The sequence below is a fragment of the Paenibacillus sp. FSL R5-0527 genome, assembly GCF_038008055.1.
GTDB classification, from domain to species: Bacteria; Bacillota; Bacilli; order Paenibacillales; family Paenibacillaceae; genus Fontibacillus; species Fontibacillus macerans.
In genome coordinates this window covers 1283659-1309600 of record NZ_JBBOYI010000001.1, presented here as the reverse complement: position 1 = coordinate 1309600, position 25942 = coordinate 1283659, and the positions used below count along the sequence as shown (strand labels likewise).

General features: G+C 55.0%; 16 protein-coding genes. 8 read left to right on the top strand and 8 right to left on the bottom strand.

Features of this window, described 5'->3' with window-relative positions:
• Positions 1 to 65 precede the first annotated feature (65 nt).
• Both NYE69_RS05830 and NYE69_RS05825 read left to right on the top strand, forming a co-directional pair.
• Complete coding sequence (locus tag NYE69_RS05830) at positions 66 to 1046, top strand: LuxR C-terminal-related transcriptional regulator (RefSeq protein WP_340925061.1); 981 nt, start codon at positions 66 to 68, stop codon at positions 1044 to 1046.
• 152 nt (positions 1047 to 1198) lie between these two features.
• Positions 1199 to 2956 (top strand): putative bifunctional diguanylate cyclase/phosphodiesterase, encoded by a 1758-nt coding sequence (locus NYE69_RS05825; RefSeq protein WP_340925059.1) that lies wholly within the window; start codon positions 1199 to 1201, stop codon positions 2954 to 2956.
• A gap of 354 nt (positions 2957 to 3310) precedes the next feature.
• Here the strand turns inward: NYE69_RS05825 and NYE69_RS05820 are convergent, their stop codons facing one another.
• The 6 genes from NYE69_RS05820 to NYE69_RS05795 form a co-directional block, all read right to left on the bottom strand.
• Positions 3311 to 4213 carry a polysaccharide deacetylase family protein gene (locus NYE69_RS05820; protein WP_155620723.1) on the bottom strand — a complete coding sequence of 301 codons (903 nt, stop codon included), beginning with the start codon at positions 4211 to 4213 and terminating at the stop codon, positions 3311 to 3313.
• Positions 4214 to 4834: 621 nt separating this feature from the next.
• Complete coding sequence (locus tag NYE69_RS05815) at positions 4835 to 5653, bottom strand: GNAT family N-acetyltransferase (protein WP_155620724.1); 819 nt, start codon at positions 5651 to 5653, stop codon at positions 4835 to 4837.
• On the bottom strand, positions 5650 to 6648 hold the full coding sequence (locus NYE69_RS05810; protein WP_155620725.1) for a glycosyltransferase: 999 nt from the start codon (positions 6646 to 6648) through the stop codon (positions 5650 to 5652). The genes NYE69_RS05815 and NYE69_RS05810 overlap by 4 nt, the downstream gene beginning before the upstream one ends.
• A 75-nt stretch (positions 6649 to 6723) precedes the next feature.
• Positions 6724 to 7683 (bottom strand): phosphotransferase, encoded by a 960-nt coding sequence (locus NYE69_RS05805; protein WP_230877179.1) that lies wholly within the window; start codon positions 7681 to 7683, stop codon positions 6724 to 6726.
• A gap of 240 nt (positions 7684 to 7923) precedes the next feature.
• Entirely contained in the window at positions 7924 to 11880 is a 3957-nt protein-coding gene (locus tag NYE69_RS05800) for a copper amine oxidase N-terminal domain-containing protein (protein ID WP_340925054.1), read from the bottom strand.
• 241 nt (positions 11881 to 12121) lie between these two features.
• The gene (locus NYE69_RS05795) at positions 12122 to 12790 is read right to left on the bottom strand and encodes an MOSC domain-containing protein (protein WP_328271077.1); all 669 of its coding nucleotides are present in this window, start codon (positions 12788 to 12790) and stop codon (positions 12122 to 12124) included.
• 223 nt (positions 12791 to 13013) lie between these two features.
• Here NYE69_RS05795 and NYE69_RS05790 point away from each other — a divergent pair, with 223 nt between their 5' ends.
• Entirely contained in the window at positions 13014 to 13427 is a 414-nt protein-coding gene (locus tag NYE69_RS05790; RefSeq protein WP_036626629.1) for a hypothetical protein, read from the top strand.
• A gap of 747 nt (positions 13428 to 14174) precedes the next feature.
• Here NYE69_RS05790 and NYE69_RS05785 read toward each other — a convergent pair.
• On the bottom strand, positions 14175 to 16391 hold the full coding sequence (locus tag NYE69_RS05785; protein WP_340925051.1) for an LTA synthase family protein: 2217 nt from the start codon (positions 16389 to 16391) through the stop codon (positions 14175 to 14177).
• 110 nt (positions 16392 to 16501) lie between these two features.
• Positions 16502 to 19048, bottom strand: a complete 2547-nt coding sequence (locus NYE69_RS05780) for a beta-mannosidase (protein WP_340925049.1) — start codon at positions 19046 to 19048, stop codon at positions 16502 to 16504.
• A 258-nt stretch (positions 19049 to 19306) separates the two neighbouring features.
• Between NYE69_RS05780 and NYE69_RS05775 the strand changes: the two genes are divergently transcribed.
• The 5 genes from NYE69_RS05775 to NYE69_RS05755 all read left to right on the top strand — a co-directional run bounded on the left by NYE69_RS05775 (position 19307) and on the right by NYE69_RS05755 (position 25866).
• Positions 19307 to 20626 (top strand): ABC transporter substrate-binding protein, encoded by a 1320-nt coding sequence (locus tag NYE69_RS05775; protein WP_445744753.1) that lies wholly within the window; start codon positions 19307 to 19309, stop codon positions 20624 to 20626.
• Between the two features lie 17 nt (positions 20627 to 20643).
• Positions 20644 to 21540: a carbohydrate ABC transporter permease gene (locus NYE69_RS05770; RefSeq protein ID WP_155620729.1), complete on the top strand. Its 897-nt coding sequence runs from the start codon at positions 20644 to 20646 to the stop codon at positions 21538 to 21540.
• Complete coding sequence (locus tag NYE69_RS05765; RefSeq protein WP_155620730.1) at positions 21537 to 22370, top strand: carbohydrate ABC transporter permease; 834 nt, start codon at positions 21537 to 21539, stop codon at positions 22368 to 22370. The genes NYE69_RS05770 and NYE69_RS05765 overlap by 4 nt, the downstream gene beginning before the upstream one ends.
• 9 nt (positions 22371 to 22379) lie before the next feature.
• Positions 22380 to 24179, top strand: coding sequence for a cache domain-containing sensor histidine kinase (locus tag NYE69_RS05760; RefSeq protein WP_445744752.1), 1800 nt, complete (start codon positions 22380 to 22382; stop codon positions 24177 to 24179).
• 151 nt (positions 24180 to 24330) lie between these two features.
• On the top strand, positions 24331 to 25866 hold the full coding sequence (locus NYE69_RS05755) for a response regulator transcription factor (protein WP_155620732.1): 1536 nt from the start codon (positions 24331 to 24333) through the stop codon (positions 25864 to 25866).
• Positions 25867 to 25942 lie beyond the last annotated feature (76 nt).

Below are 25942 nucleotides of genomic sequence, written 5' to 3'. Positions count from 1 at the left end.
ACATAATTCAACGATATCCTTAAAGATAAATGGAAAATATCTACGAAATTTGAGGGTGAATAGCCATGAGTATGCAAATGCATGAGAGGGCGGACACAGCGCGAGGCTCCCGTTTGCTTGGCAGGGAATGGGAGCTGGAGACTTTTTCCGTTTATTTGAGCCACTATTTGAAAATGGAACGGATCATAAGCATCTATGGGGCCGCCGGAGTCGGCAAAAGCGCCCTGGCCGAAGAATTCCAAAAACAGGCCATCCGGCAAGGCGCCGCTACCGTTGCCCTGGATGCCGCGCGTTTTAAGGCAAAGCCCGCTGATTTCTGCCGGCAAATACTGAAGCAGCTCGGGCTTCTGGGTACGCTTCCTCCCTCTTCCGATCCCGCTTTTGTCGTCAGAGCCGCCATCGAAGCCATTCAGCGGAGAGCGGAAACGGGTCCGACCATTCTCTTTCTCGATTCGTACGAACTGCTGGAGGATCTGGACGACTGGTTGCGCGATTTCTTTTTTCCGCAGATTAAAGCCGGCTGTCTTACCGTCATCTCCGGGAGGAATCCGCTATCCGAGCATTGGCTGAACTCCATGGTCTGGAAACGCAGCATTTACCGGATGCCCTTGGGGAATTTGGACTACTGCAGCGTTGTTGCTTATTTGCGCGGATACGGTATCACCGACCAGGAACTGATCTTCCGGCTCTGGAAACAGACCGACGGACACCCGATGGCGCTGACGGCTTTATACGGCGGCCGGGAAAACGGCGGTGAACCGGAAGCCGGACAAGGGGAACCGTCTGCCGCAGACCTCCTCCTTTCTCCGGGATCTTCCCTGGAGCACCTGCCCAAAGCGAAGCCCGAGGAGGTCATTTACGCCCGCACCGATTTAACCCGCCGGGAGAAGGAGGTTGCAGCGCTGGCCGCCGAAGGATTGACCAATCGGGATATCGCTTCCAAGTTGTTTTTGAGCGAGGTCACGATCAAAAAACATATGCGCTCGATTTTCCAAAAAGTCGGGGCCAGCAACCGGACACAGCTGCTAAAGCTGCTTATGGACTGAACTTCCGTAACTAAAGAAATCCATTGCTTTCCTCCTTATGACGCATGTATGATGAGTATATAAGTTTTGTTACGGATATTCTCCCGTATGCCGGACATCGTCAGAGTTCTTGTTAACACCATTTGCGGTTCATTTCGAGGAGGCTTTTAAAAGTGGACGACCAGCTAGCCTTTCAATCCAGTTTTGAGTCAATCATCGACGCCTCGGCGCTGCTGCGCGCCATCGATTTGATGGGTGTGGGGCTTGCGATAACCGATCCTCGTTTGCAGGACAACCCTCTCGTATACGTAAATCGGGGCTTCGAGGAAATCACCGGTTATTCCCGCGAGGAAGTTTTGCTGCGGAATCCCCGGTTTCTTCAGGGTGCGGAAACGAACAAAGAGCAGTTGGAGGTTATACGCCAAGCAATCTTAAGCGGCCGATCGTCAACCGTCACGATCAAAAATTACAAGAAAGACGGCAGTACCTTTTGGAACCAATTTACCATTAGCCCCATTTTTGATTCGGATGGGCAACCCCTCTATTTTATTGGGCTTCAGTTAGACGTCACCCAGGAGATAGAAGAACGAAGAGCCTCTACGGAGCAGATCCGCCAACTCTCGAATTTGGATCCTATCACCCATTTGTTGAATATGAGCCGCTTCCGGGAATTGATGCACGCTGAACTCCTCAAGGCGGAAGCCGAGAAGAAAACCGCGGCCGTGTTTCACGTCAACCTGAACCGGTTCCGGTATATCAATGAAAGCTACGGGGAAAGCACGGGAAACGAACTGCTCCGGCAGGTCGCCGACCGGCTGCGGAGCTCCTTCGCCGAAGAAACGTTGATGTGCCGCAGCTTTGCCGACGAATTTATCGTGCTTGTTTCCGACATATCCGATCCTTTGTTTATACATACTTTAGCGCTCGGTCTGAGCGATGCGCTGCATGAGCCTTACGTTTTGGCCGGGGAAGAAATTCAAATCGGTTTCGGCATGGGCATCAGCCTTTTCCCGGACGACGGTCCCGATGTTACCCAATTGTTAAAGCATGCCGAGCTTGCTCTTAAGGAAGCTAAGGAGGAAGCGCTTAACGGACCGCACTATTTTGACTACTACTTAATGGACAAGCTGCTGGAACGGGTTTCTTTAGAGCAAAAAATGGCCCGGGCGCTTGCGGAAGGGCAGTTTGAGCTGCATTTCCAGCCCAAGGTGGACTCCGCCACCGTGAACCTTACCGGTTACGAAGCGTTGATCCGCTGGAATGACCCGGTTCAGGGCTATATCCCGCCGAATACGTTTATTCCGATCGCCGAAGATACCGGGTTTATCGTCGAGTTGGGAGAATGGGTGCTGCGCGAGGCCTGCCGGGCCAACAAGCAATGGCAGGACAATGGCTTTCCGAAGCTGCCGATCTCCGTAAATGTATCCGCTGTCCAATTCAGGCATCCCCAGTTTTTGCGCACCGTCGAGAACGTGCTGAAGGAAACGGGGCTGAAGCCGCAGTATCTGGAACTGGAGGTCACGGAGTCGCTGCTGAACAATCCGGTGATCATCAAAGAAACGCTGGTCGCCTTGCAGGAGCGGGGAATTTCCCTCTCCGTCGACGATTTCGGCACAGGTTATTCCTCCATCAACTATTTGAAGTCCCTGCCGCTGCAGGTGCTGAAAATCGACCGGGCGTTCATCCAGGAAACCCCTTGCTCCGAACGGGACAGCCTGCTGCTGCTCTCGATCATTCAATTGGGGAAGTCGCTGGGCATGACGGTTTTGGCCGAAGGGGTGGAAACGAAGGAACAATTCGATTTTTTGCAAAAGCATGGCTGCGACCAAATTCAGGGGTTTTATTACAGCCGCCCTTTAAACGTTTCCGATATGGAAAAATTGTTGAAGGAGCGAAAAATAAAGCCGCTGGATCACATGGATTCGGCTTAGATTAAAAAGATAACGGCAAGGCGGGCGGAATGAAGTTCCTCTCGGCCTTGCCGTTTTTTATACTTCGGCGTTATTTGGACAACAAATTCACGGCCGGATTGCCTGATCTGTAGGCCACCTTCCGCAGCTCCGGCTTGGATGCCTGAGCCTTAAACCGCCTTATCCGTTCCCCTCCCCCGTTGGGTGATCCGCCTGGCCTGTTGTTCCTTTCGTTTGGGTAATCCCCCTGGCACGTTCCTTTCGTTGGATAATCCGCCTGGCACGTTCCTTTCCGTTGGCTAACTCCGCTTCACCCCATCTTCCCGCTGAGTAACGCGCTTCATCGATTTCCTCTCCGTTGGCCGTTCATGTACATTACCGGTGCTGCTGCAGCTTCCGCAAATCCCGCCACCGGATCATGACGATGCCTTCCGAGCTGATGGTTTCCCGCACTTCCGGATCGCGGAACAAGTCAAAATCCCACTGCCGCTTCTCCCATTCCCCGTGAATAGCCTTCAATTCCTCCGACGCCAAAGCCGGATGAATAATGATCTCGGAGACGCCGGGCCGCAGGGACCGCAGCACGCGGATCATGTCCCGTTTATAGCTTTCGTACGTTTCCCCCGGCTGCTTGCCGAAGGGAAGGCCGATCAAATGGTCGAGGATCACGACGCCCATCCGGTCGGCGAGTTCGGCGGCTTGCCGAGCCATTGCGGCGGCTTCCGCCGGCAGCTTGCCGAGATCGGGCAGCGTCCGCGGCATGCGGAACGGCAGCTCATAGCGGGCGCAAACCTCAAACGCTGCATCAAGGAAATGATGTCCGGTCGCAAGGCCGTACAAACTGCCCATATGGTTGTCGAGGTGGGTTGGCGCAAGCCCCAGCGCCAGCGCCGTTTCAACCTGGTTGACCATCTCCAGGCGCACGTGATGGCGTGCGGCCTGCCGTTCAAACGCGGCGATATCGGCGGGAAAATACCCCTCCTCCGTCACAAGCGTGCTGACATCGCCGTTCCTCGTGACCGGTCCCCATTTATAGCCGCTCCATTCGCTGGTAAACGTCAAATGCACGCCGACATCGTGTTCGGGACGCGCGGCGCTCCAGGCCGCCGCCTCCTTGGCCCAGCCGCAAGGAATCATCACGGTGGCCGAGGATACGGCCCCTTCCTTAAGCAGCTGCATGATAGCCGCGTTTTCGGCATGGCACATGCCGAAGTCATCGGCGTTAACGATCAGCAGCTTCGCTCCCGGTTCATATCCCAACTGCTCGGCCAATGTCATCGCAAAGCCTCCGTTTCGTCAGTGGATTTTGTCGAAGCGCTTACATTGTTAGTGGAAATCACGGTTGCCGTTCCAGGATACCCTTAGATCAAGTCTGCTCTTCCTGAAAATGTATTCGTCCGCCAATGCGAACATTCCTGCTTGCGCCCATCAAGCTTTTTTCGGGTGAAGGATTTCAGGCAGAAGCAAGGAGGTTACAGGTTAGGAGGTTAGGAGGTTAGCAGGTTAGCAGGTTAGCAGGTTAGCAGGTTAGCAGATTAGCAGATTAGCAGGTTAGCAGGTTAGCAGATTAGCAGGTAACTAGTGTAAGGAGCACGGAGTCGCAAGTAAGGCAGATAAACAGGTGTGGAGGTATAGTTGCAGGCAGTCCACCTCACATTGGAAATATCCAATAGATTGCGGGAAATCGAACACCCTTTGAGCTCTCATTGGAAATATCCAATAGATTTCGCTCAAAGCTCCCTTTTTCGCCGTGCCGTGTCTAATCTATTGGAAATATCCAATAAAACGCTGTATCTGATCACTCAACTACCAGTTCTATTGGATATTTCCAATGAGCGGGCGACTTGGGCCGATCTTAGCTGATCTAGTCCAGTACTTACGGGCCAGTCCCCCTCCCTGCTATTTGCCAATCCGGTAATGATATCCCGACACGGCGGCAAAACCAAGTTTCCCGTAGAGCTCCAGCGCCGGGGCGTTCTTCTCAAGCACCTGGAGGTACATGCCTTCCGCCCCCGCTTCGGCCGACCAGGCCGCGAGGGCGAGCAGCATCCGGGCGGCCGCTCTCTTGCGGCGGTGGCGCGGATCGACGACAACATTGCTGATTCCGGCCCAGCCGGCCTCGACCACCGCCGTGGCCACCCCTATGGGCTCCCCTTGATCTACGATCGCAACAAACGCTTTAGGGGAAGGCATAGCGGCAAAGATCGACCTGTAGCCTTCACGCCGTAATTCGGGAAACCCTTCCATCCGTAAAAAATCGTCCAACCACGGCTCGCTCACCTCCGGCGCAAGGATGACCCCGGTTCCAGGGAAACGGAATTCCTCTGTCCCTTCCTCCGCGGCCATAGCGGAGCAAACAAGCCCAAAGTCTGCGGCGCGGTTTATGATTTCCCGGCAGGAAGCCGCCAGCATCAGGCAGTGCATCGCCTCTTCATAGTCCGCAGCCGCGAGCAGACTATCCAACTCCGGAGGCGAAAAATCGCTCACATGAAAGCAAGGCGGCAGCCCCCGGTCGCGATAGAAACGCTCCGCCTCCTCCAGCCAATCCCCTTCCGGGAACGGGCCAGCGGCAAGCACGCTGTTGGCCCGCCTCGTTACGCCGCCATTGGCTCGAAGCTGCCAGGAGCCTAGACGCCGCGATTCGCGCGGCGGCCAGCCGCTCGCAGCCAACTCCTCAAGCCGGTGACCCAGGGCGCTATCCGCCATCCGTCCGCTCATTTCAACCACCCCGCAAAAAAGTCCCGGTAGCCCCGCTTCATCACCGTGGCCGAAAACTTCGCAAAGGCGTACTCGCGGTTGTCGGCGGAGAATCTCTGCGGCGCGGCCGCCGCCATATTGACCAGCTCGAACCAGTTTTGCTCGTTGCCCGCAAAGGCGTGGCGGGAGCTGATATGGTCGTAGCAGGGATGTTCGGGTTTGACGACGATTTTCCCCATCGCCAGCGCTTCCGTCAGCGGCATGGCAAAGGTATCGAATTTCGAGCAGCTCCAATACACCTTGGCTGAATTCATCAAGGCGAAAACCTCTTCCTGGGACAAAGCGAACCGCAGGGTTACGTTGCCGGGGATGTCGTATTTTTTCACGCTCTCCCGGTAACGCGCCCCGCCGAAAACCATGACGACATCTTTGTCCGGGTTCTGCCGCGCATACTCCAGCACCAGATCCGGGCGCCGGTTCTCCTCGTCCCGGCCGATCCAAAGCACCCGGTTGTCCACGATGGCCGCCGGATCAAAATGCTTCCGCGCCAGCGTCTCGTCAAAGCCGATCGGGATCACGTCGACGTCCGTCACCCCGAACACGTCACGAAGCTGCCGCCGCAAAAACTCCGTCTGCACGACCGCCTTGTCCACGATCCCGTAAAACGGCTTCATCATTTCGTAGCCGGTCAGCGCCGGATCGGGAAAGCTGTGCGGGAACAGCACGCTGTTTTTGATGAACATTTTGAGAAACGTAAACCCGGAGACCGTATAGATCACGTGCTCGATCCCCTCCGCGTAAATTTGGTCCAGCACGATGTCGTAGTTGACCAAATCCCCTTTTTCATGCTCGTAACCCGGAATCCAGTCATGTCCGCTGACATGGCGCTCCGGAGAAATAAACACGATCTCGACGCCAAGCTCCGCCGCAATGTTGCGCAGCCGTTCCGCAAACACGCGAGGCCCCTGCGCCTCCGTAAACTGGATTTTCCGCATGACCAAACCGACTTTTTTCATATGATCCCGCCTTATTTTCTGTGTCAAATACCTTGTGTTGTGATGCTTGCAAACTTCCATCTATCCAAGCTTGCGCTAACTGCCCATAAGAACCATGCAGCCGGCCAAATTGGCCGCCGTTTCCTCCCGCTGGGCCAGCAGCCGTTCCCGGGGCCAAACGCATTCCGCCCGCTTAAGATCGCTTTGAATCAGCAGCAGCATCCAAAGGGCGAAAAGCACGGCAAAACTCCCGTATTCGCGGACGAACGCCCTCCGCTCCCACTCGGCCCCGTAAAGCCGGGCTTGTCCCAGGTACTCGCCAAGAATCCGCTCCCGGTCGGAAGCGGTCATACGCTTGGCAAACATCGGATGCGACATATCGATCAGGTGAAAGAGATCCCCAAACGGAGAGCTCAGGTGGGCGTGTTCCCAATCCAAAATATACAGCCGCCCCTCGTCCGTGACGGCGTAATTCCCTTGGTGGAGATCGCCGTGCGACAACACCCGCGGCCCGCCAAACCGCTCCCCCGCGCGAGCCGCGCGGGCCGCGGCGAATATTCCCGCCGGCTGGCCAAGCCCAAGCTCGCTTAAAACCGCGGCGGCCTCGTTTTGCCGGTCCAAAAGCTCGGCGGCGATGGCCTCGATGCCGGGCTTGGGCCCCTGCATGGACAAACCGCTCCATTCGGCCGCCGGAAGGCTATGCCACCACGCCATCCGCTGTGCAACCTTCAAAGCATTCTCCAAGCGATACGCGTGTCCCAGGGCGCCGAGATCCTCAAAAATCGCCCAGCCGGCCGCTCCCTTGCCCTCCCCGGAGGTCGCCAGCATCTGCGGATAAATCGGCGGGAAAAAGGGCAGCACATGTCTATACACCCAAATTTCACGATCGATCGACTCGCCGTTCGTTAACGGCTTAAAAATGCAGCTTTGCCCCTTCGCCGGATAAAAGCGCTCCACAAACCTGCCGTTCATCCCCCGGTAAAGCGGCTCTCTTCTCCATATTTTGCTGTCGTCGAGCGTTCCTTCCGCCCGAACATATTCACACAAATTCCCCATCATGCGGCTCCCGTTTTTTTCCCTGCGTGTCCTTAAAATACATATCGCAAACTATCGCCGAACGCAGTCTGTCTTCTTTGAAGGTATAGCGATAGATGTTTTTCTTACTAGGGTACATAAAATTTGAAAAGAATGTCAAACGGTTGCCGCAAATTCCGTAAGTTTAATCCAACGCACGAAGAGCGGCCCAACATATTGGGCCGCTCTTCGGTCTTGTTTATTATCCTGCCTGGCACGGCATCACTTCGCTTGCGGGGTCGGCTTCGCCGTTCTCGCAGGCTGGGCTGCCTGGACCTTCGGATAGGCAAAAGATGCGGATAAATTATATTGCTTCGCATTTGTCATATCGGGTACCGACAAAATATAGATGCTGTAGGCCGACTGACTGTTAATCGCTTGACCTGCGAAATCCTGAGTAAGCTTAATGTTGGTAAGCGGCCCTGCTTTGAGTACCTTAGTGCCTTTATCCACAGACGCCTTAGCCGACGCAAGATCGATGGAACCGCCGGATGGAACGGCGAAAATAACGTAGGAAGCGATATATTCATCGCCTTGCGGCGCAGTGAAGCTCACCGATATCTCGGAACCATTGGCTTGTACCGACGCCTGGCTTACTTTCGGAACCGTTACCTCCTCCGGACTTGCTGGTAACGTAAATTGATTTGACGCGGCGGACAAAGCATTTTCGTATCCGGAGCCCGCTTTCGTTACCGTGAGCACGAACAACTGATAATTCGTCCCTGCTTTGATTGGATCGCCGAATGCGTCTTTGTCTTTCTGCAGTGTGATCTGGACATTGGACCCGTTCGGTTTTACCTGGGTGTAATTGTCCGTAGGCGTTACGTCGTTGGCGTTCGCCACTTTAAAGTTCGCGGCTTTGGCTGCCGGCACGACCATAATTCGGTACTCCTCCACTTTGCTTTCGTCGTTCAGCTTATTGAATCCAACGGAGATATCGTTAACTGTGCCCTTATTCCCGATGATGTCGAAATGCAATCCGGTCACGGCCTCTATGACTTTAACTTCAGTCTTCAAAGTAATCGCGCTGGATGGCGAAGACAAGGCGTTCGGGCCCGAGTAATTGCCGCTGCCTACCGTCAGGACGAACACATTATAGCTTACGCCTTCTTTAATCAGATCCCCGTCAACGTCATGGGCGCTTGCGCTCAGTTCTTCCGTCAGTGTATTTCCGCTTTTGATGACACGCGTATAGTTATTACTGGAAACGTCATTCGCTTTGGACAAAGTAAAGCTGCCCGCCTTCGATGATTTGACGACCATAATCCGGTAATGATCGACGTACGACTCATCCGAGGCCCGGGTAAACGATACCTGCAGGTCACTGCCGTTCCCCTTATCTCCCACATCGCTGACCTTCAGGTCCGAAACAGCCTCAATATTGGCTTTCTTAGGTAACGTGATCTCGCCGGATGCTGCGGACAGCGCGTTTGTGCCTGAGTAATTGCCGCCGCCTGCCGTCAGGACGAATACCTTATAGCTTACGTCTTCTTTAATCAGATCCCCGTCAACGTCACGAGCATTCGAATCCAACACTTTGGTTAACGTATTTCCGCCTTTGTTGACAAGCGTATAGTTATTGCTGGAAACGTTATTCGCATTGGACAAAGTAAAGCTGCCCGCCTTCGATGATTTGACGACCATAATCCGGTAATGGTCGACGTACGACTCATCCGAGGCCCGGGTAAACTCGACACGCAGGTCACTGCCGTTGCCATTATTGCCCACGTCGCTTACCGTCAGGTTCGAAACGGCCCCAATGGTAACTTGCTTCGTCAGCGTAATGTCGCTCGATGCACTCGACAGCGCGTTCGTTCCCGAGCTGCCTTTGCCTACCGACAGGACAAACACCTTGTAGCTTACGCCTTCTTTAATCAGATCCCCGTCAACGTCACGGGCGCTTGCGCTTAGTACTTCCGTCAGTGTAGTTCCGCTTTTGTTGACACGCGTATAGTTATTGCTGGAAACGTTATTCGCATCGGACAAAGTAAAGCTGCCCGCCTTCGACGATTTGACAACCATAATCCGGTATTGGTCGATGTACGATTCATCCGAAGCCCGGGTGAACTCGACGCGCAGGTCACTGCCGTTGCCGTTATCCGCCACATCGCTGACCTTCAGATTCGAAACGGTCCCCGCTCTTTTGTCATTCTTCAGCGTAATCTCGCTGGATGCATAGGACAGCGCGTTGGAGTAACCGCTTTTGCCTACCGACAGGACAAACACCTTGTAACTTACATCCTGTTTAATCAGATCTCCGTTGACGTCACGGGCGCTTGAGCTCAGCACCTGCGACAACGTTTTTCCGTCCTTGTAGACGCGCGTATAGTTATTGCTGGAAACATCATTCGCTTTGGACAAAGTAAAGCTGCTCGCATTCGACGATTTGACGACCATAATCCGGTATTGGTCGATGTACGACTCATCCGAAGCCCGGGAGAACTCTACCCGCAGATCGCGGCCATCCCCATAATTGTCCACGTCACTGACCGTCAGATTCGAAACGATATCAACCTTACCGTTTTTGCCGCTGCCGTTATTGCCTCCGCTGTAGCCGTTAACCAGCGTTATCGAGCTTGATGCCGAGGACAGGACGTTGGCATTTGACCCGTTTCCTACCGCCATGACGAACACCCGGTAATTTACATCATTGCGGATATAATCTCCGTCGACGTCCCTGGCGCTGGAGGACAAGCGGTAATCGTTAATGTTGTACCCTGTTTTGCTGACCTGGGTATAATTGGAGCTCGATACGTTATTCGCCTTCGACAGGGTAAAGTCGCTGTAGTTTTTGCTTTTCACGACAAAAATCCGGTAAGAGCCGATTTTGGCCTCATCGTTCACTTTTGAAAAGCTCACTTGCAAATCCCGGCCGTCCCCATAATCGTTCACGTCCTCCACTTCGGTGACTACGGGGTAATTCAAGGAGCCGCTATCCAGCCTGATTGAAGACGATGCCGCCGACAGCCTGTTGGCTTTAACGCCCGTATTGTTGCTGACCGACATCACAAATACGGTGTACGCTGTTCCGTTTTTGATATAATCCCCGGACGTGTCGCGGGAAGACGACGTAAGATCCACGCTAAGCGTTTGGCTGCTCCCGGACTTGTATACGACCGTTGAATAAGAATTTGACACGTTGTTTGCCGTGTTCAGGTCAAATTTGTTCGCGTCCGCAGTCTTCACGACGAACACACGGTAGTTCGCAATGTCGCTCTCATTTTGCGCCCGGGTAAACTCGACGCGCAGATCGCGGCCGTCACCGTAATCGCCGATATCGGAGACTCTGACATTCGTAGGCGCCGCTACCGACGAGTCACGCTGCAGCGTAACGACCTGTGAAGCGCTCGACATGGCAATTTGGCCGCTCGTTTTTCCTACCGACAACACGATCGCGACATAAGATTGGTCTTCCCGGATATAATCACCGTCCACATCCCGCGAGTTGGACGTAAGCGTGAGCACCTGATCCGAACCGTTAGGATACAGGGTCGTATAGTTTCCTGAAGTCACGTTTCGCGCCGCAGCCAGACCGAATTGAGACGAATTGGCCGATTTAACGATCAGAACACGGTAATGGTCTATATTCGATTCGTTGTAGGCTTTGGAGAAACGGACTTCCAAGTCGCGGCCGTCCCCGTTGTCCCCGATGTCACGCGCTGAAACGTTGGCTACCGGGCTCGGCAAGGTCACGTTGCCGTCGCCTCCGACGTTACCACCGTTACCACCGTTGCCGCCACTTCCGCGGGAGCCCGACGTGGTGATTGTGACGATTTTCGTTTTGTTGGTATAACCCACTTTTTCACCCAGCGCCTCGGTGACGAAACGTACGGGAACCATCGTTGTGCCCCTTAAGTTTTGCGCCGGAACATCAAGTTTCACGGTTTTGTTGCCGATGGTCGCCGTTTTTGCTTTGATTTTGAGCTTGATCGTCTTTCCGTTCTTTTTCGCCGTTACCGTTTGCGATTTCTGGTTCCAATTGATCGATGCGCCCAGCGCTTCGAAAATAGCGCGCATTGGCAGCATTACCCGGCCTTTAATGGCAATCGGCGCCTGCTTTGTCGCCAGCCGGCTGCCGTCAATATAGACGGAGATCGGTTTGGCCGCCTGAGCAGGCGGCGGTTGCAGCAGCGGAACCGCTATTATCGCAGCAAAAATTCCAGTCCAGATTTTTTTCACGAACTCATCCTCCAAACTCCTAATCATCATATGGAAAATCATTCCTCACTAATCAAAGACGAACCGGAACGGAAAAAAGTTTCCGTTTTTGGGTTTTTGCCAAAAAAATTTTTGGCGGTATGGTCCGGTTTCACCGGTATTAGAAGAAGCAAAAAATCCGCCCTCCCTTTTCAAAAAAGGGAAAGCGGATCTTCCTCGGCGGGTTAAATCGGCATATGTATTTTTCCGTTCCGTCCGTTTACTAGGCTTCTGCCCGCTGAAGCCGGGCGGTCAACGTCTCGCGCCAGCTGGCCGATAGTGCGTCCACCTCCAAAATGCGCTTCAGACCATCGGCATTTTCTTTGTCCAAAAACATGATCCGATTGGCAAAAGACAGCGTCACGCCCGCAGGATGCCTTTCGGTCAATATCAGCGAATCGCCGGAAACGACCTGTCCCTCCCGTACCACCCGAAAGTAGTAGCCGGTATAACCGGTCTGCTGGACTTTCAAGGAGAGCTCGGGCATTCCATGTTTAACGCCCAATTTGAAGCATGGCTGTCTCGGCTGACTGACCTGCACGACCGCCTCGCCCAGCCGGAACATATCTCCGATGCAAATATCGTCCTCCAGCATCCCTTCCGTCGTTAAATTTTCGCCAAAAGCGCCGAAAGCCAGCGTCTTCCCTAGCTCCCGCTCCCAATACGCGTATCTTTCGAAAGGATAAACGCAAACGGCTTTATCCGTACCGCCATGATGAACGAGATCGGCCTGACCGTCCCCCGCAAAATTCACCGCCGACAGAAACAGCGGACCGGAAACCGGGGTTTTGTATATCCCTGTCTCGATTTCCTTGCCGTGATGCTCCACCTGCACCGGTTTTCCCACATTGATCGACCGGACCATCATTTGTTCCGTCAATTGTTCCGTCATAACCGCACCATTCCCTCCTGCTTCGAAAATAAATCCGCTTCCCCCTGCCGTTTGGCCTCTGTCCGGACAGCTCATGAAACCCATTATACCGACTACTCTTGTACCAACACCACCCTGAATCCGGAAAAGCAACTGAAACTTCTTGAAGGGCTTATTCGTAATAATAATAGTTATGACAAATTCAAACAGCAATCCAACTACCCGATCGGAGAGGATCTCTCATATGAAACTGAAAAAAGTCGTCATCGTCGGCACCATGGCCGTTGTCATTACCATCACCCCAAGCTTGTCCGGTTACCTGGCCAGCATCGCCTTTGCGGCTCAAGCCTCCAAGGCGTCCAGTCTTAGCACCGCAACGCTGAGCCCCCAGAGTGAGTTGAACGATGTGCTTGGCGTCTCCTCGGACAAGGAGATCTACGATTCCCTGCTTGAAGGCCGGTCGCTGGCCGATATCGCCGAAGCCCATGGCCAGGACGCGGACAGCGTCATCGCCCTGCAAGTAAAGGAAATGCAGGAACAGCTGCGGCAGCGGCTGGAGCAGGGGAGCCTGACGCAGGAAGCGTATGAACAGCAGCTCCGGGAACTCCCCGAGCTCATCTCGGGCAGCGTGCACAGCAAGTACAGGATATTGACTTAACCGTCACTTTGGCGGGGCGGGCACCGTTTAAATCCATCGTCTAAAGCTCCCCCCTGTCTAAACTCATTCGAGGAAAATAGAGGAACTTTTTGCTCCTATTTCGGCAATTGGGTGCGCGCTTGCGGCAATAGTGGAATTTTTTGTTCTTATTTTCTCTATCGGAGCGAATAACCGGTAAATGGCCTTATCCGCCATGCAAATAACGGAATAATTTTCCCCTATTGTGTGCAAAACCTCAAAACCTCAGAAAATAGCGCCCTTTTTTGTGCTTATTTTAGGGGTCAAAACCGGAATCGGGGCTAGACGAGTGTTGCACGAGTATTACATAGGTGTTGCACAGGGGCTGGACAGTAGTTGGACAAAACGATTCGAAGTACCCGGGGCGGGCTAACGAACCGAGGTAACCAACCTTATTTCGGCATTTCGTCAAAATTAAGCGGTTAGCACTAGCGTTGCATCAAATCTGATCTGACAAAGATACATTTTCTAGCCACACAAATTTTCTAACGGATGCCACAAACGATATTCGTTCCAAAAACGTTGATTTCAAAATCTAACGGTTGCCATAGCGCTTATTTCACTGAAATCCGGCTAATTATGCCTAGATTCAGGCAAATAACGGCGTTCACAACCGTTAGAATTTCGAAAGGGGCTTTTTTCGGAAAATAGCCGCTGCTACAACCGTTAGATTTCCGGTCAGCTTTTACAGAAAAGCCCTGAGGCATATGCCTCAGGGCTGTTTGCATCTCACTGCCCCCGCTTGGGAAGCAGCTTCACGTATTTGTCCGAGAGCTTCATCAGCTCCGTGACATAATCGTAGTCGCCGCGGTAAGGCGAGATATCCGTCACCGGCTGCAGCGTCTTCAGCGACACGGCCGTGCCGTCGTCGAAGCCTTGACCCGGCACGAACATCACCTCATCGTTGAAAAACGATCCGGTCGGTAAATAATAGCGCATGCCGATCACGTTCCGGTCGATGTTGAGCAGATCCTGGCCCAATGCGGTAAAACCTTCGTCCGCCAGCGAAACGCCGAGCAGACCCACGATCGTCGGCAGAATGTCGACCTGGCCGCCGGTACGCTCCACGACCTGCCCGCTCTTCGCTCCGGGAACGTGGACGATCAGCGGAATGTTGAAGCGGCTGATCCGCTCGTCATAAGCGATGCCGAGCTTTTCGCGGATCTCCCCGGCGCTGACGTCATTCGGCTGTAAACCGAAATGATCCCCGTAAAACACCAGCATCGTATTGTCCCATAAGCCGGCTTGCTTCAAACGGTCGATCAATGTCCCGATCGCGTAATCGGTATAGTTGACGGCCTGGATGTAATTGCCCAGCATCGTCCCCTCCATGCCGGCGGGCAGTTGGATATGCCGGCGGTCCTGCGGCACGACAAACGGAGAATGGCTCGACGTCGTCACAAACTGAGCGTAAAACGGCTTGGACTGCGCCTTGATTTCCGCCAGCTTCTCCACGCCCACCCGGTACATCTCCTCGTCGGAGGCCCCGAAGTCGTTAAAATGATCGTTCGTATAGTACGGCTTGTCATAATACTTGTCAAAATGGAGCGCCGGGTACAGCTTGTTGCGGTCCCAAAACGTCACATTATTGATATGGAACGTATTCGCCACGTACCCGTGCCCCTGCAAGAGCCGCGGCAGACTCGGCAGCTGGCGGTCGCCGAAGCTCGTCGACATCGCGGCCGCGGCCGTCGGATAAATCGACGTGTTGGACATAAACTCGGCGTCCGAGGTATTGCCCGGCCCGATCTGCTGGAATACGTGCGGGAAGTAGAACCCTTCCTTGGCCAGTTTGTTCAACACCGGCGTGACCTCCTGCCCGTTCAGGGTCAGGTTGATCGGGAAGTTCTGGAACGACTCCATCTGCACGACGATCAGGTTCATCCCCTGAGCAACGCCGAAAAAGTCGGGAGCCCCTTTCGCAGCAGCCGTAACCGCCGAAGTGTTTGCAGTGTTTGCAGTGTTTGCAGTGTTTGCAGTGTTTGCAGTGTTTGCAGTGTTTGCAGTGTTTGCAGTGTTTGCAGTGCCTGTAGCGCCAGTATTGCCCGTAGCCTCCGGACTTTTTGCGTCCGTAGTTTCCGCAGTTGGGGTTCCCGCAACGCCCGCTCCGCCGGTAGCCGGGGTTCCCGCTTTATCCGAAGCACCCATAGCGCCAGCGCCCGCCGATTCCCCCGCTTCTCCCGTATCCGCCCGGTAAGGGTACGTGCTTTGCAGCTGCCGGATCTTGGCGATCGTCTCCTGCAGATTTCCTGCCGCGATCATCCGTTCCTCTTCCTGGTCGCGGATGGCCGCGTCCACCTGGAAATTGAGGAAGCCGACGCTTTCGGCCCGCACCAGCTCGTTATCGATCCCTTTGCCCGCGCGGATGTAGAGCCCGGACAGCAGCAGGCTGGCGATCAGGATAAAGGCCACGCCCACCTTCCAAACCAGCCCTGCTCGCGGACGGTCGGTGCGGAAGTTCAGCCCTCCCCGCGAAGTCCGGGTGCCGAAACTTAAAGTTCCCTGCGGCCGCCCTGAACGGAATGCACCGCCGCGGCGGACAAGCCCGATGATTTTGACCGGGAGCAACACCGCCAGATCGGCAAAATACAGAAACTGCCCCGGCCGGATTAAAGCGCCGATGCTCGCTTTCACCTCGGGCACCTGGCCCAGTCCGCTAAGCACCTTATAAGTCGGCACTGTCCCGAAGTAGGCGAAGTACACCGTGGCGGCAAACAGAATGAACGACAGGACAAAATTAAATCCGAAGAATGTCCACCATTTGCCTTTGGCCGGCGTCACCAGCTCCACCAGGCAGAGGAGGGCCAGCACCGACAGCAGCTCGCCGGGCAGTCCCGCCGGATGGAAGCCGCCGTAAAAAAAGTACCGCAGCAACAGCAATTTCACGCCGATCAGCACGAACGTTTCAACGATTTTGTAGCGACTGGATGTAAATATGTTTCGCATCTTTTTACCTCGATTTTATTCCCGTTTTACAAAAGCACGGTTTTCTATCTGTTTATTATAGCACGGTAAAATCGAGAGTCGAACTTCCATAAATTGCAAGACGGCCGAACCTATACAAAATCGGCCATGGACCGGACCCGGATTTCCCCCGGAGCTCCCGGAACAAACGCCTCATCATCTGCGGCCGCGCCGCGCCGGCGGAACTCCACGGTCACCGGCACGCCAGGCATCATATCAAAGTAATTGTCGGAGAAGATGCCTTCCCGTTCGGCTTGGATCCAAACCTGACGCGCCAGTAAGCCGCTCACAAGCGTATACTTGGCGCCGCCGCTGCCCGGAACTTCCCGCACCTCGATTTGCGCCGCTGGCAAAATAAGGTCTTTGCCGGAAACAAAGTAAAACGGCTTGCTGTCCGCAGGTGCCCCGTCCAGTTCCAGGCTGGCGAGCAGGACAACCTGCCGCGGGTCGCGGTTTTCCAGCCAAGCTTCTCTAGAGAATGAGACCGCCTCCAGAGCGGAGTCCGCTGCGATGTCGACCGCCTGCGCCATTTCTTTAAGCACTCCGCCGCCCACATCGTAAAGCATTAGGCGCAGCGTTCCCGAAACGTTCTCCCGTTTGTCGGAAACGATGCTAACGGCAATTTTGCCGTCCTCCGGTTCGTACACCGACAGCATCACGTCTCCGAAGCTGCGGCGGACCGCATACTGCAGCGCTTTCCAGCGGCCGTAATAATCCATGCCCGCCCAGGAGGCGACCGGCCAGCAATCGTTCATCTGCCAATATAGCGTGCCCATGCAATAAGGCTTGTTTCGGCGGTGCGCCTCGATCGCCGTGCGGATCGCCTCCGCCTGCAGCACCTGGCTCATGTACAGGAACGCCTTGAAATCCCGCGGCACCGGCAAATAGATGTCCATGTATTCCTTGATGAGCTGATTGCCCCGGCCGTTTTTCTGATGCGCCAGCATAATGTCCGATTCTAGCTCCAGCGCGCTTTCCGGCGCGTATTTCAGTACCGAATCCAGCTCGGGGAACGATTGAAAACCGTATTCGCTCATAAACCGGCCGAGCCGGGTGTTGTAATTGGCGAACGGCTCGACCGCGTGCCACACGCCCCAATAATGGATATCGCCTTCGCCGGACACCTTATAGGCGTGCTGTTCCGCATCGCCCGTCAAATCGCGCAGCGGCGACGAAGGCCAGTAAGCGATTCCGCCTGCCAGCCGCTCCACCGCCCGGGGCAAAATATCGTGGAATACGGCCTCATAATCGGCCCAAATCCGCTCGCGGACATCGGCCGCATAGGTTTCCTTCCAGCCCCAGCCGGCATTTTCCGCATAATGCGACCAGGCCGAATCGATCTCGTTGTTGCCGCACCACAAAGCGATGCACGGATGATTGCGCAACCGTTTGATATTATGCTCCGCTTCCCGGGCGACATTTTCCAGGAACGCCGCGTCTCCCGGGTACATGCTGCAAGCAAACATAAAGTCCTGCCACACCAAAAGCCCGTATTCGTCGCACAATTCGTAAAAAACATCCTGCTCGTAAATCCCGCCGCCCCAGACGCGCAGCATGTTCATGCCGCTTGCGGCGGCCGAAGCGATCTCATGCCGGTAGCGCTCCGCCGTCACCTCCGTCACGAAGCTATCGTTCGGAATATGGTTGGCGCCTTTGGCGAACACGGAGACGCCGTTCAGTTCAAAGCGGAAGGAAGCTCCCGCCTCGTCCTTCTCGCGGACCAGCTTGATTTCGCGCAAGCCCGTTCGCACCGCCGCGTCGGCTTCCAGCTTACCATTCGCGCCGATCAACTCCGCCTTAAACGTATACATCGCCGGCTCCCCCAAGCCCCGGCACCACCACAGCTTCGGCTGCGCCAAGTTCAGCGGCAGCTCCACCTCCTGCTGTCCCGGCTTCAGAGCAACCTGCCGCTCCCATACCGCTTCCCCGGCGGAGACGCGCAGCCGGCCTTCCCACGCGGCGGCCGCTTCCACCTCCACGACCGCCGCCAATTCGGCAGCCTCCGGCGCAACGCGGTCCTGGCGGATGAACACATCGCGGAGGACCGGACCGCCCCACGCTTCGATCCGGGCTTCCCGCCAAATGCCGCACGTCACCAGCCGCGGTCCCCAATCCCAGCCGTAATGGTAAGGAGCTTTGCGGGCAAATACGCTGACTCTGCGGTCCCCAAGCCCGCCCAGCTCCGCTTGGTCGTTCGAAGCCGGCAAATCGTAACCTAGCCGCTCCAGCTTCGGCAAATCTTCGGCGATCGGGGAACGGAAGCGCACCGTGACCGTATTCGTTCCTTCGCGGAGCAGCGCTTTAATGTCCGCCCGCCAGGAGCGGAACATATTGTCGGCCGACAAAACATGCCGGCCGTTCACCGAAACGTCCGCATACGTGTCCAACCCTTCAAACACGATTTCGATTCGCGGCAGCTTCGCCCACCCTTCATGCAGTTCAAACGAAGTTTGATACTCCCAATCCTTCTTGTCGATCCACTGCAGCTCATGCTCATTCGTGCCATAAAACGGGTCGGGAATCAGCCCGTTCAGCCGCAGGTCCGTATGCACCGTTCCCGGAACCCGCGCCGGCAGCCACTCCGCTTCATCGCACGCCTTGAATTGCCAATCGCCGAGCACATATCGTTGGTTGTTCATAAGCCCTCCTCAAGTTGTAAGTTATGAACCCTATTATAGTCGATAATCGTTATTTTTTGTTATATTATTTGTTAGCAACATAACTGCCATGTTTATTCCGAAACTATCATATAAATAATCTATTTCCATCTACTCCTCCGCCTAAAAACAAGCAAAACAAAGACAATAAAAAATAACACAAGACATTTTCATTATTATAACAAAGCGATACAATCAATCTGTAAGCGCTAACATATCTTTGTAAAAGGGGCGATCACATTGAAAAAACAACTCCTGATGACTTTCATGCTGATCTTTACATTCGCAACCGTACTGGCCGGGTGCGGCGGCGGAGGGAGCGCGAACGGCGGCGGGAACACAGCTCCGCCGCCGGATAACGGAACCACCGCCGCGGATAACAAATCGGGCGGCACAAGCGGACAGCTTAGCGGCAAGGTGACCTTTCTGACCAACCGCACCGACATGATCGGCAAGGAATACGACGAATACGTCAAACGGTTCCACGAGAAGTATCCGAACATTGAAATTGAATTCGAAGCCAGCCAGACGGACTACAACCAGCAGGCCAAAGTCCGCATGGCCAGCGGCGAGCTGCCGGACCTGATGTTCGTCCCGGACATTCCGAACTCCGATTTGCCGAAATATTTCGCGCCGCTGGACGATTTGGGACTGAGCGCGGAAATTACGTTCAAGGATTTCAAATCTTACGACGGCAAGCTGTACGGTATTTCGACGGGCAACTCCACGTCCGGGATCGTCTACAACAAAAAAGCGTTCGCCGACGCCGGCATTACGGAAATCCCGAAAACCTGGGACGAATTCCTGGCCGCCTGCGAAAAGCTGAAGCAAACCGGCGTCATTCCGCTGGCCTCCAACTTCAAGGACAAATGGCCGCTGAACAACTGGGTATTCGATTTGCCGAGGGTGATTGAAAACAACAGCAACTTCCCCAACGAAGTGATCAATACGGACGCTCCGTTCACGATGGATAACGGGTACGGCAAAGCGATGTCCCTCATCAAGGAGCTGGCCGACAAAGGCTACCTGGAAAAAGATATCAACTCCACCAACTGGGAGCAATCCAAAAAAGACCTGGCGAACGGCAAAATGGCCATGTACTTCCTGGGCAACTGGGTGATCAACCAGGTGATCGGCGTCGGCGCGGAGTCCGACAACATCGGGTTTTTCCCGCTGCCGTTCGATGACTCGGGCGCGAGCAGAGCCGCGCTTAGCCCCGATTTCTTCTATGCCGTCAACAAAGACAGCAAAAACCTGGAGGCGGCGAAGGCTTTTCTGAAATGGATGCTCGAGGATTCCGGTTACGAGGATTTCGCCGGCTTTATCTCTCCGTTGGAAGGCCGCGAATCCAAGCTGTCCCAATTGGCCGAGTTCCAGGCGAGCGGCGTGGAGCTGCAGGAAGGCACGCCCGATGATCCGAAGGTAGTCGAAATCCGCAACAAGGCGCAAATCGATCTGCCGGCGATCGCCCAGGAATTCGTCTTGGCCAAAGACCCGCAGGCCGTGCTGGACAAATGGAACAAAGCCTGGGCCAAAGCGAAGCAGGAGCTGGGCTACTAAGAAAGAAGGGGAACGGCATGTTTGGAACGCTGTCTTATAAAGCGCAGAAAAATATCATTATCGTCTCGTTTTTACTCGTCCCGCTCGCTTTGCTCCTGCTGTTTACCTACTATCCCGCGCTGAAGCTGGTCATGTTCAGCTTCACCGATTGGGACGGGTACAGCCCGGAGAAGCCGTGGGTCGGGCTGGCCAATTACCGGGAAGTGTTTACCAACCCGGACATTTTCGGCGTATTCGCCCATAACTTCGCCTATTTTGTCATGGGCATCATCCAAAATATCATCGCGATTTACTTCGCCGTGATTTTGAACAGCAGGCTGCGCGGCCGGAACTTTTTCCGGCTGCTGCTGTTCCTGCCTTACATTATGAACGCCGTGGCCGTCGCTTTTATGTTCGGCTATGTTTTCGATACGACCCAGGGTTCGCTGAACCTGTTCCTGCAAAGCATCGGGCTGAAGCATCTCGGCGAAACGAGCTGGCTCGGCACGGCCGGCCTGGTCAACTATTCGCTTGCTTCGACCGGGCTGTGGCGGTTCATGGGCTATAACATGGTGATTTACATCGCCGCTTTGCAGGCGATCCCCCGCGACATGTACGAAGCGGCCAAAATCGACGGCGCCGGGGCCATGCAAACGTTTTGGCGGATTACGCTGCCGAACATGAAGCCGGTCATCCAGTTGAACCTGTTCCTGACCGTCACCGGCGCGCTGGAGGTGTTCGATCTTCCGTTCGTCCTGACCAAAGGAGGGCCGGCCGGCGCGAGCCAAACATACGTGCAGCGGGTAATGGAGACTGCTTTTGCTTACAACCATTACGGGCTTGCTTCGGCGATGAGCATCATTTTGCTGATGTTCGTGATCATCGTCGTGGGGCTTCAACAGTTTGTGCTTAGCAGAGGAGGAAACGGCAAATGAGCGGACGTAAATTCACTTTCCCGGATGCGCTGAAATACCTGACCTTGCTGATCGGGGTTTTTGTCGTGCTGTTCCCTCCATACGTCGTCATCGTCAACTCCTTCAAATCAAGCGATGAATTTAATACCGCCAGCACGATGGCGCTGCCGCAAAGCTTTTTCAATTTTGAAAATTTCAAGATCGTGTTTGAACGGGGCGGCCTATTGAGCGGGTTCGGCAATACGCTGGTCATTATTTGCGTGTCCCTGGTCTTCAATATCCTGTTCGGAACGATGGTGGCTTACGTGCTTGGGCGGTTTTCTTTTAAGCTGAAAAAAGCGGTTTTCGGCCTGTATCTGTTTGCGACCGTCATTCCCGGCATTACGACCCAGGTCGCTACCTTCGGCATCATCAAATCGCTGGGCCTGTACAACACGCTGGGAGCTCCGATCATCCTGTACGTCGGCGCGGACGTGATCCAGATCATTTTATATTTGCAGTTTATCCGCAACATTCCCGTCGACCTCGACGAAAGCGCCATGGCCGAAGGCGCCTCCCTGTTCCGGATTTACCGTTCGATCATTTTTCCGCTGCTGACACCGGCGACGGCCACGCTGATCATTTTGAAGACGATCAGCATTTACAACGATATGTACACGCCGTACCTTTACATGCCGAAGCAAAGCCTAGGCGTGGTGACGACGGTGCTGATGCGCTTCCAGGGCGTCAACGTGGCCGACTGGAACCTGATTTGCGCGGCGATCCTGCTGATTCTGCTGCCTACCGTGGTGCTGTATTTTTTCCTGCAAAAATATATCTTTGAAGGCGTTACCAGCGGTGCGGTAAAATGAGGTATGATCTTGCGAGCCTTGTTCCGAAAAGCCTGGTTGTTATTCGCCAACTTATCCATGCAAAAAAAGCTGGTGATCGTCTTCGTCTTTCTCATTTCGCTGCCGGTCACCTATTTCAGCTACACTTCGTACCGTTCCAGCTTCAGACTGGTGCAAAGCAGCACGACCGAGGCCGCCCGTCTGATGACGGACAACGCGATGGACAAAGTGGACCGTTATATCGCCGATTTGAAACGGTACACAAGCCTGCCCTTGTACAACAAAGAAGTGCAAAAATATTTGGACCAGCGGGGAACGGATTGGGACAAGAGCACCTCCATCGATATTTTTCTGATGTATTTGAACAATACCAAGGATGAAATTTTGTCCGCCTACCTGGTGGACCGTTACGATATGGTTTATTACAACCGGAAGCCGGGCATCAACGTACTGTACCCGGAAACGCGGCTCAGCGAGTGGAAGGCATTGGCGCGTAAGTCCGGTTCGTCTCCCGCCCTCGCCGGCACACATGCGATCCGCGTGAACGAAACGGAGAGCCGCCAGGTGTTCACCGTCGTCCGCCCTATCCGTTCGGTCAGCTCCTTGCACGATATCGGTCTGATCGCGATCGATGTCGACGCGAAGCTGTTCGACGGGATCATCGGGCCGCTGAATGCCGTGACCCATGGCGACGCCCTGATCGTGGACGAATACGGAAAGGTCGTGTACAACGCCGATCCCGGCAAGCTGGGCGAGGATTTAAGCGGCAGCCCTCTGCTGGCGCCGGCCGCAGGCGCGCGGGGCAGTTTCCAGCTGGCTATCGGCGGCCGGCCTTACATTTGCGTCTACACTTCGTCCGCGCAAACCGGCTGGAAAACGCTGGTCTACATTCCTTTGACCGAGCTGCTGGCGCCGATGAAGCAAAACCGCGATAAACTGATAATCACGACGTTGTCCGTTATTTTTTTCGCCCTGCTTGTGGCCATGGTTATCTCCTACGCGCTCACGAAGCCGCTGAAACGGACGGTGCAGCTAATGAAGCAGGTGCAGCGCGGCAAGCTCGACGTTCGGGTCAACGTCAAATACAATGACGAAATCGGCCTTCTGGGCAGCCAGTTCAACCGGATGATCGCCCGCGTGAAGGACCTGCTCCATGAGGTGGCCGAAACGGAAAAGAGCAAGCAAAAAGCCGATATGCTGGCGCTGCAAAATCAGATCAACCCGCATTTTATCTACAACACGCTGGAAGCGATCCGCATGCTCGCCGAGCTGAACGATGATGACCGGGTCGCCGAGCTGACCTATCTGCTGGGTCTGCTGCTTCGCTACAGCATTACCCGGAGCGCCGACGAGCAGGTGACGGTGGCCCAGGAAATCGACCATGTGCGGAACTACCTGCTGCTGCTGCAAATCCGCTTCCCGGACAAATTCAGCTTCCGTGTGGAGATTCCGCAGTTTTTTTATCCGCTGCCGATCGTTAAGCTGGTTTTTCAGCCGATTGTGGAAAACGCGGTGTTTCACGGTCTGGAAAAAAGAGAGGGGCCTGGCACCATTACGATCCGAGCGTGGAATGAACTTGGCGACGCCATCTTCACGGTGCATGACGACGGCGTCGGGATGACCGAAGAACGCCTCGCCTCCCTGAACCATAGCCTGACGGACGGTAAAACGGACAAATTCGGAATCGGGCTGCGCAATGTCCAAGAGCGGATCCGGCTTCATTACGGCGCAGGCTCCCGGTTGACCGTCAGCAGCCGGGCGGGCGAAGGCACGACGGTCACGGTGAGAATCGCCGGCTTGCTCCGTAACGGCGCGGGGGGAGTTGGATGAGCCAGTTAAAGGATGACCATGGCTGGCTTGGAGGCCTGACCACGGCTTCGACCAAGTCGAAATGCCGAGACGTAAAGCCATATTGCCGAGGTGCTGACCGTAATGCCGTACTTGCCGGACGTAAACGGAATGATTCAAAGGGGGAAATCCTATGCTGCGAATCGCGATCGTGGACGACGAGGCTTCGATTCGGGAAGGACTGGGTAAGATGATCGGCAGGGAGAGCGGCCGCTTCGTCGTCGACGGTTTGTTCTCCAATGGGCAGGACGTCCTCGATTATCTCGGGGAAGCCGACCTCGACGTCATCGTCACCGATATCCGCATGCCCGTGGTGGACGGACTGGAGCTGAGCAAACAGGTAAAGGCCATCAAGCCGGAAATCCGCTGCATCATCATGAGCGGGTTTAAGGATTTCGAATATGCCCGGCAGGCCATCCGGTATTCCGCCGTGGACTATCTGCTCAAGCCGATCGACAAGAAGCAGCTGTTTGCCCTGCTTTACGCGCTTGATGAGGAGAAAACGGCGGCCCGCGGCAAGGAGCGGCAAATCCGTTCAGGATTATTGCTCTCTCATTTCAAAAGCTTCGCAGGAGGGGCCGGCCTTGTTGGACCCGGCGCAAAGCTGCCGGAGCTTTCTCTGCCGGATCCTTATTTTGCCGTATATGCGATCAAGGGCTGGCATCCGGAAGCCTTGCGCGCCGGGCTTGAGCAAACCCTGCGCCTCCCCGTTCGCTTTTGGGATCTGGTTGACACCGGCGAACCGGTTCTCGCTTGGATCTGTTATTTTTCGCAGCAGCCGGACCAGGAAGAACTCCGCCAATTGACCGCGGTTTTGGAAGCGATATGCCACCCCCGCCGCACGCTTGCCGGCTCCAGCTTCGTATATGGCGATCCTGCCATGCTGGGCAGGGCTTACGCGGAAGCGAAAAGCGCCTGCGAGCTCGGCATTTACGGAAGCCAGACGTGGAATTACCGTGAGGCCGGCGGCAGCGCCGGGCCTGACAGCGGCGGGCCGGATATCGGTGGTCCGGATATCGGCGAACGGTTTGCCGCCTGCCGCGATGAATGGGTCGAGCAGCTGCAAATTTTAAACGTTCCCCGGGCGGCCGCCTGTTTGGAGCGAATGTTAGAGCAGGTAAGGAAAGATCGGGCTCCGCTTGAATCGGTCATTTTACTGTGCCGTCTCGTGCTGGACACCATCTCCGCCGAGCTGCACGAATGGGGCAAAATATGGCCCCGCGCCAAAGCCAAACAGCTGGAAGCCGAGCTGTTGTCCTGCCTTAGCTTTGATGAAATCCGGCAAAAATTTGTGGACGAATTGACCGGCGCTTTGCAACAGGTCCGGGCCGGACGCCTGGCGCAGGCGGGGAAATCGGTCGAAACCGTCAAGCGCTGGATCGCCGAACATTACAACCAGCCGGCCGAACTAAGCCAGCTCGCTCGTATGGTCTATTTGACGCCCAGCTACCTGAGCAAGCTGTTCAAACATGAAACCGGCATGACGATCACCGATTACCTGATCGAGGTAAGAATCAAAAAAGCGAAGCTGCTGCTGCGCAAATCAAGCGAGCTGAAAATCCACGAAATCGGCTGCGAGGTCGGCTATCCCGATCCGGCCTATTTCAACAAGCTGTTCAAGCGCATGGTCGGGGTGACGCCCAACGAGTACAAAAGGATATCGCAGTAAAATAAGGTCGTATCACAGCCTGCGGTTCCGCCCGTTTCAGTGCAATACCGGACCGAAGCGCAGGCTGTCCGCTATT

Bases quoted from the DNA above. Each gene is read 5' to 3' on its own strand.
- NYE69_RS05830 (WP_340925061.1), top strand. From the start codon at position 66: ATGAGTATGCAAATGCATGAGAGGGCGGACACAGCGCGAGGCTCCCGT.
- NYE69_RS05820 (WP_155620723.1), bottom strand. From the start codon at position 4,213: ATGACATTGGCCGAGCAGTTGGGATATGAACCGGGAGCGAAGCTGCTG.
- NYE69_RS05815 (WP_155620724.1), bottom strand. From the start codon at position 5,653: ATGAGCGGACGGATGGCGGATAGCGCCCTGGGTCACCGGCTTGAGGAG.
- NYE69_RS05810 (WP_155620725.1), bottom strand. From the start codon at position 6,648: ATGAAAAAAGTCGGTTTGGTCATGCGGAAAATCCAGTTTACGGAGGCG.
- NYE69_RS05805 (WP_230877179.1), bottom strand. From the start codon at position 7,683: ATGGGGAATTTGTGTGAATATGTTCGGGCGGAAGGAACGCTCGACGAC.
- NYE69_RS05795 (WP_328271077.1), bottom strand. From the start codon at position 12,790: ATGACGGAACAATTGACGGAACAAATGATGGTCCGGTCGATCAATGTG.
- NYE69_RS05790 (WP_036626629.1), top strand. From the start codon at position 13,014: ATGAAACTGAAAAAAGTCGTCATCGTCGGCACCATGGCCGTTGTCATT.
- NYE69_RS05785 (WP_340925051.1), bottom strand. From the start codon at position 16,391: ATGCGAAACATATTTACATCCAGTCGCTACAAAATCGTTGAAACGTTC.
- NYE69_RS05780 (WP_340925049.1), bottom strand. From the start codon at position 19,048: ATGAACAACCAACGATATGTGCTCGGCGATTGGCAATTCAAGGCGTGC.
- NYE69_RS05770 (WP_155620729.1), top strand. From the start codon at position 20,644: ATGTTTGGAACGCTGTCTTATAAAGCGCAGAAAAATATCATTATCGTC.
- NYE69_RS05765 (WP_155620730.1), top strand. From the start codon at position 21,537: ATGAGCGGACGTAAATTCACTTTCCCGGATGCGCTGAAATACCTGACC.
- NYE69_RS05755 (WP_155620732.1), top strand. From the start codon at position 24,331: ATGCTGCGAATCGCGATCGTGGACGACGAGGCTTCGATTCGGGAAGGA.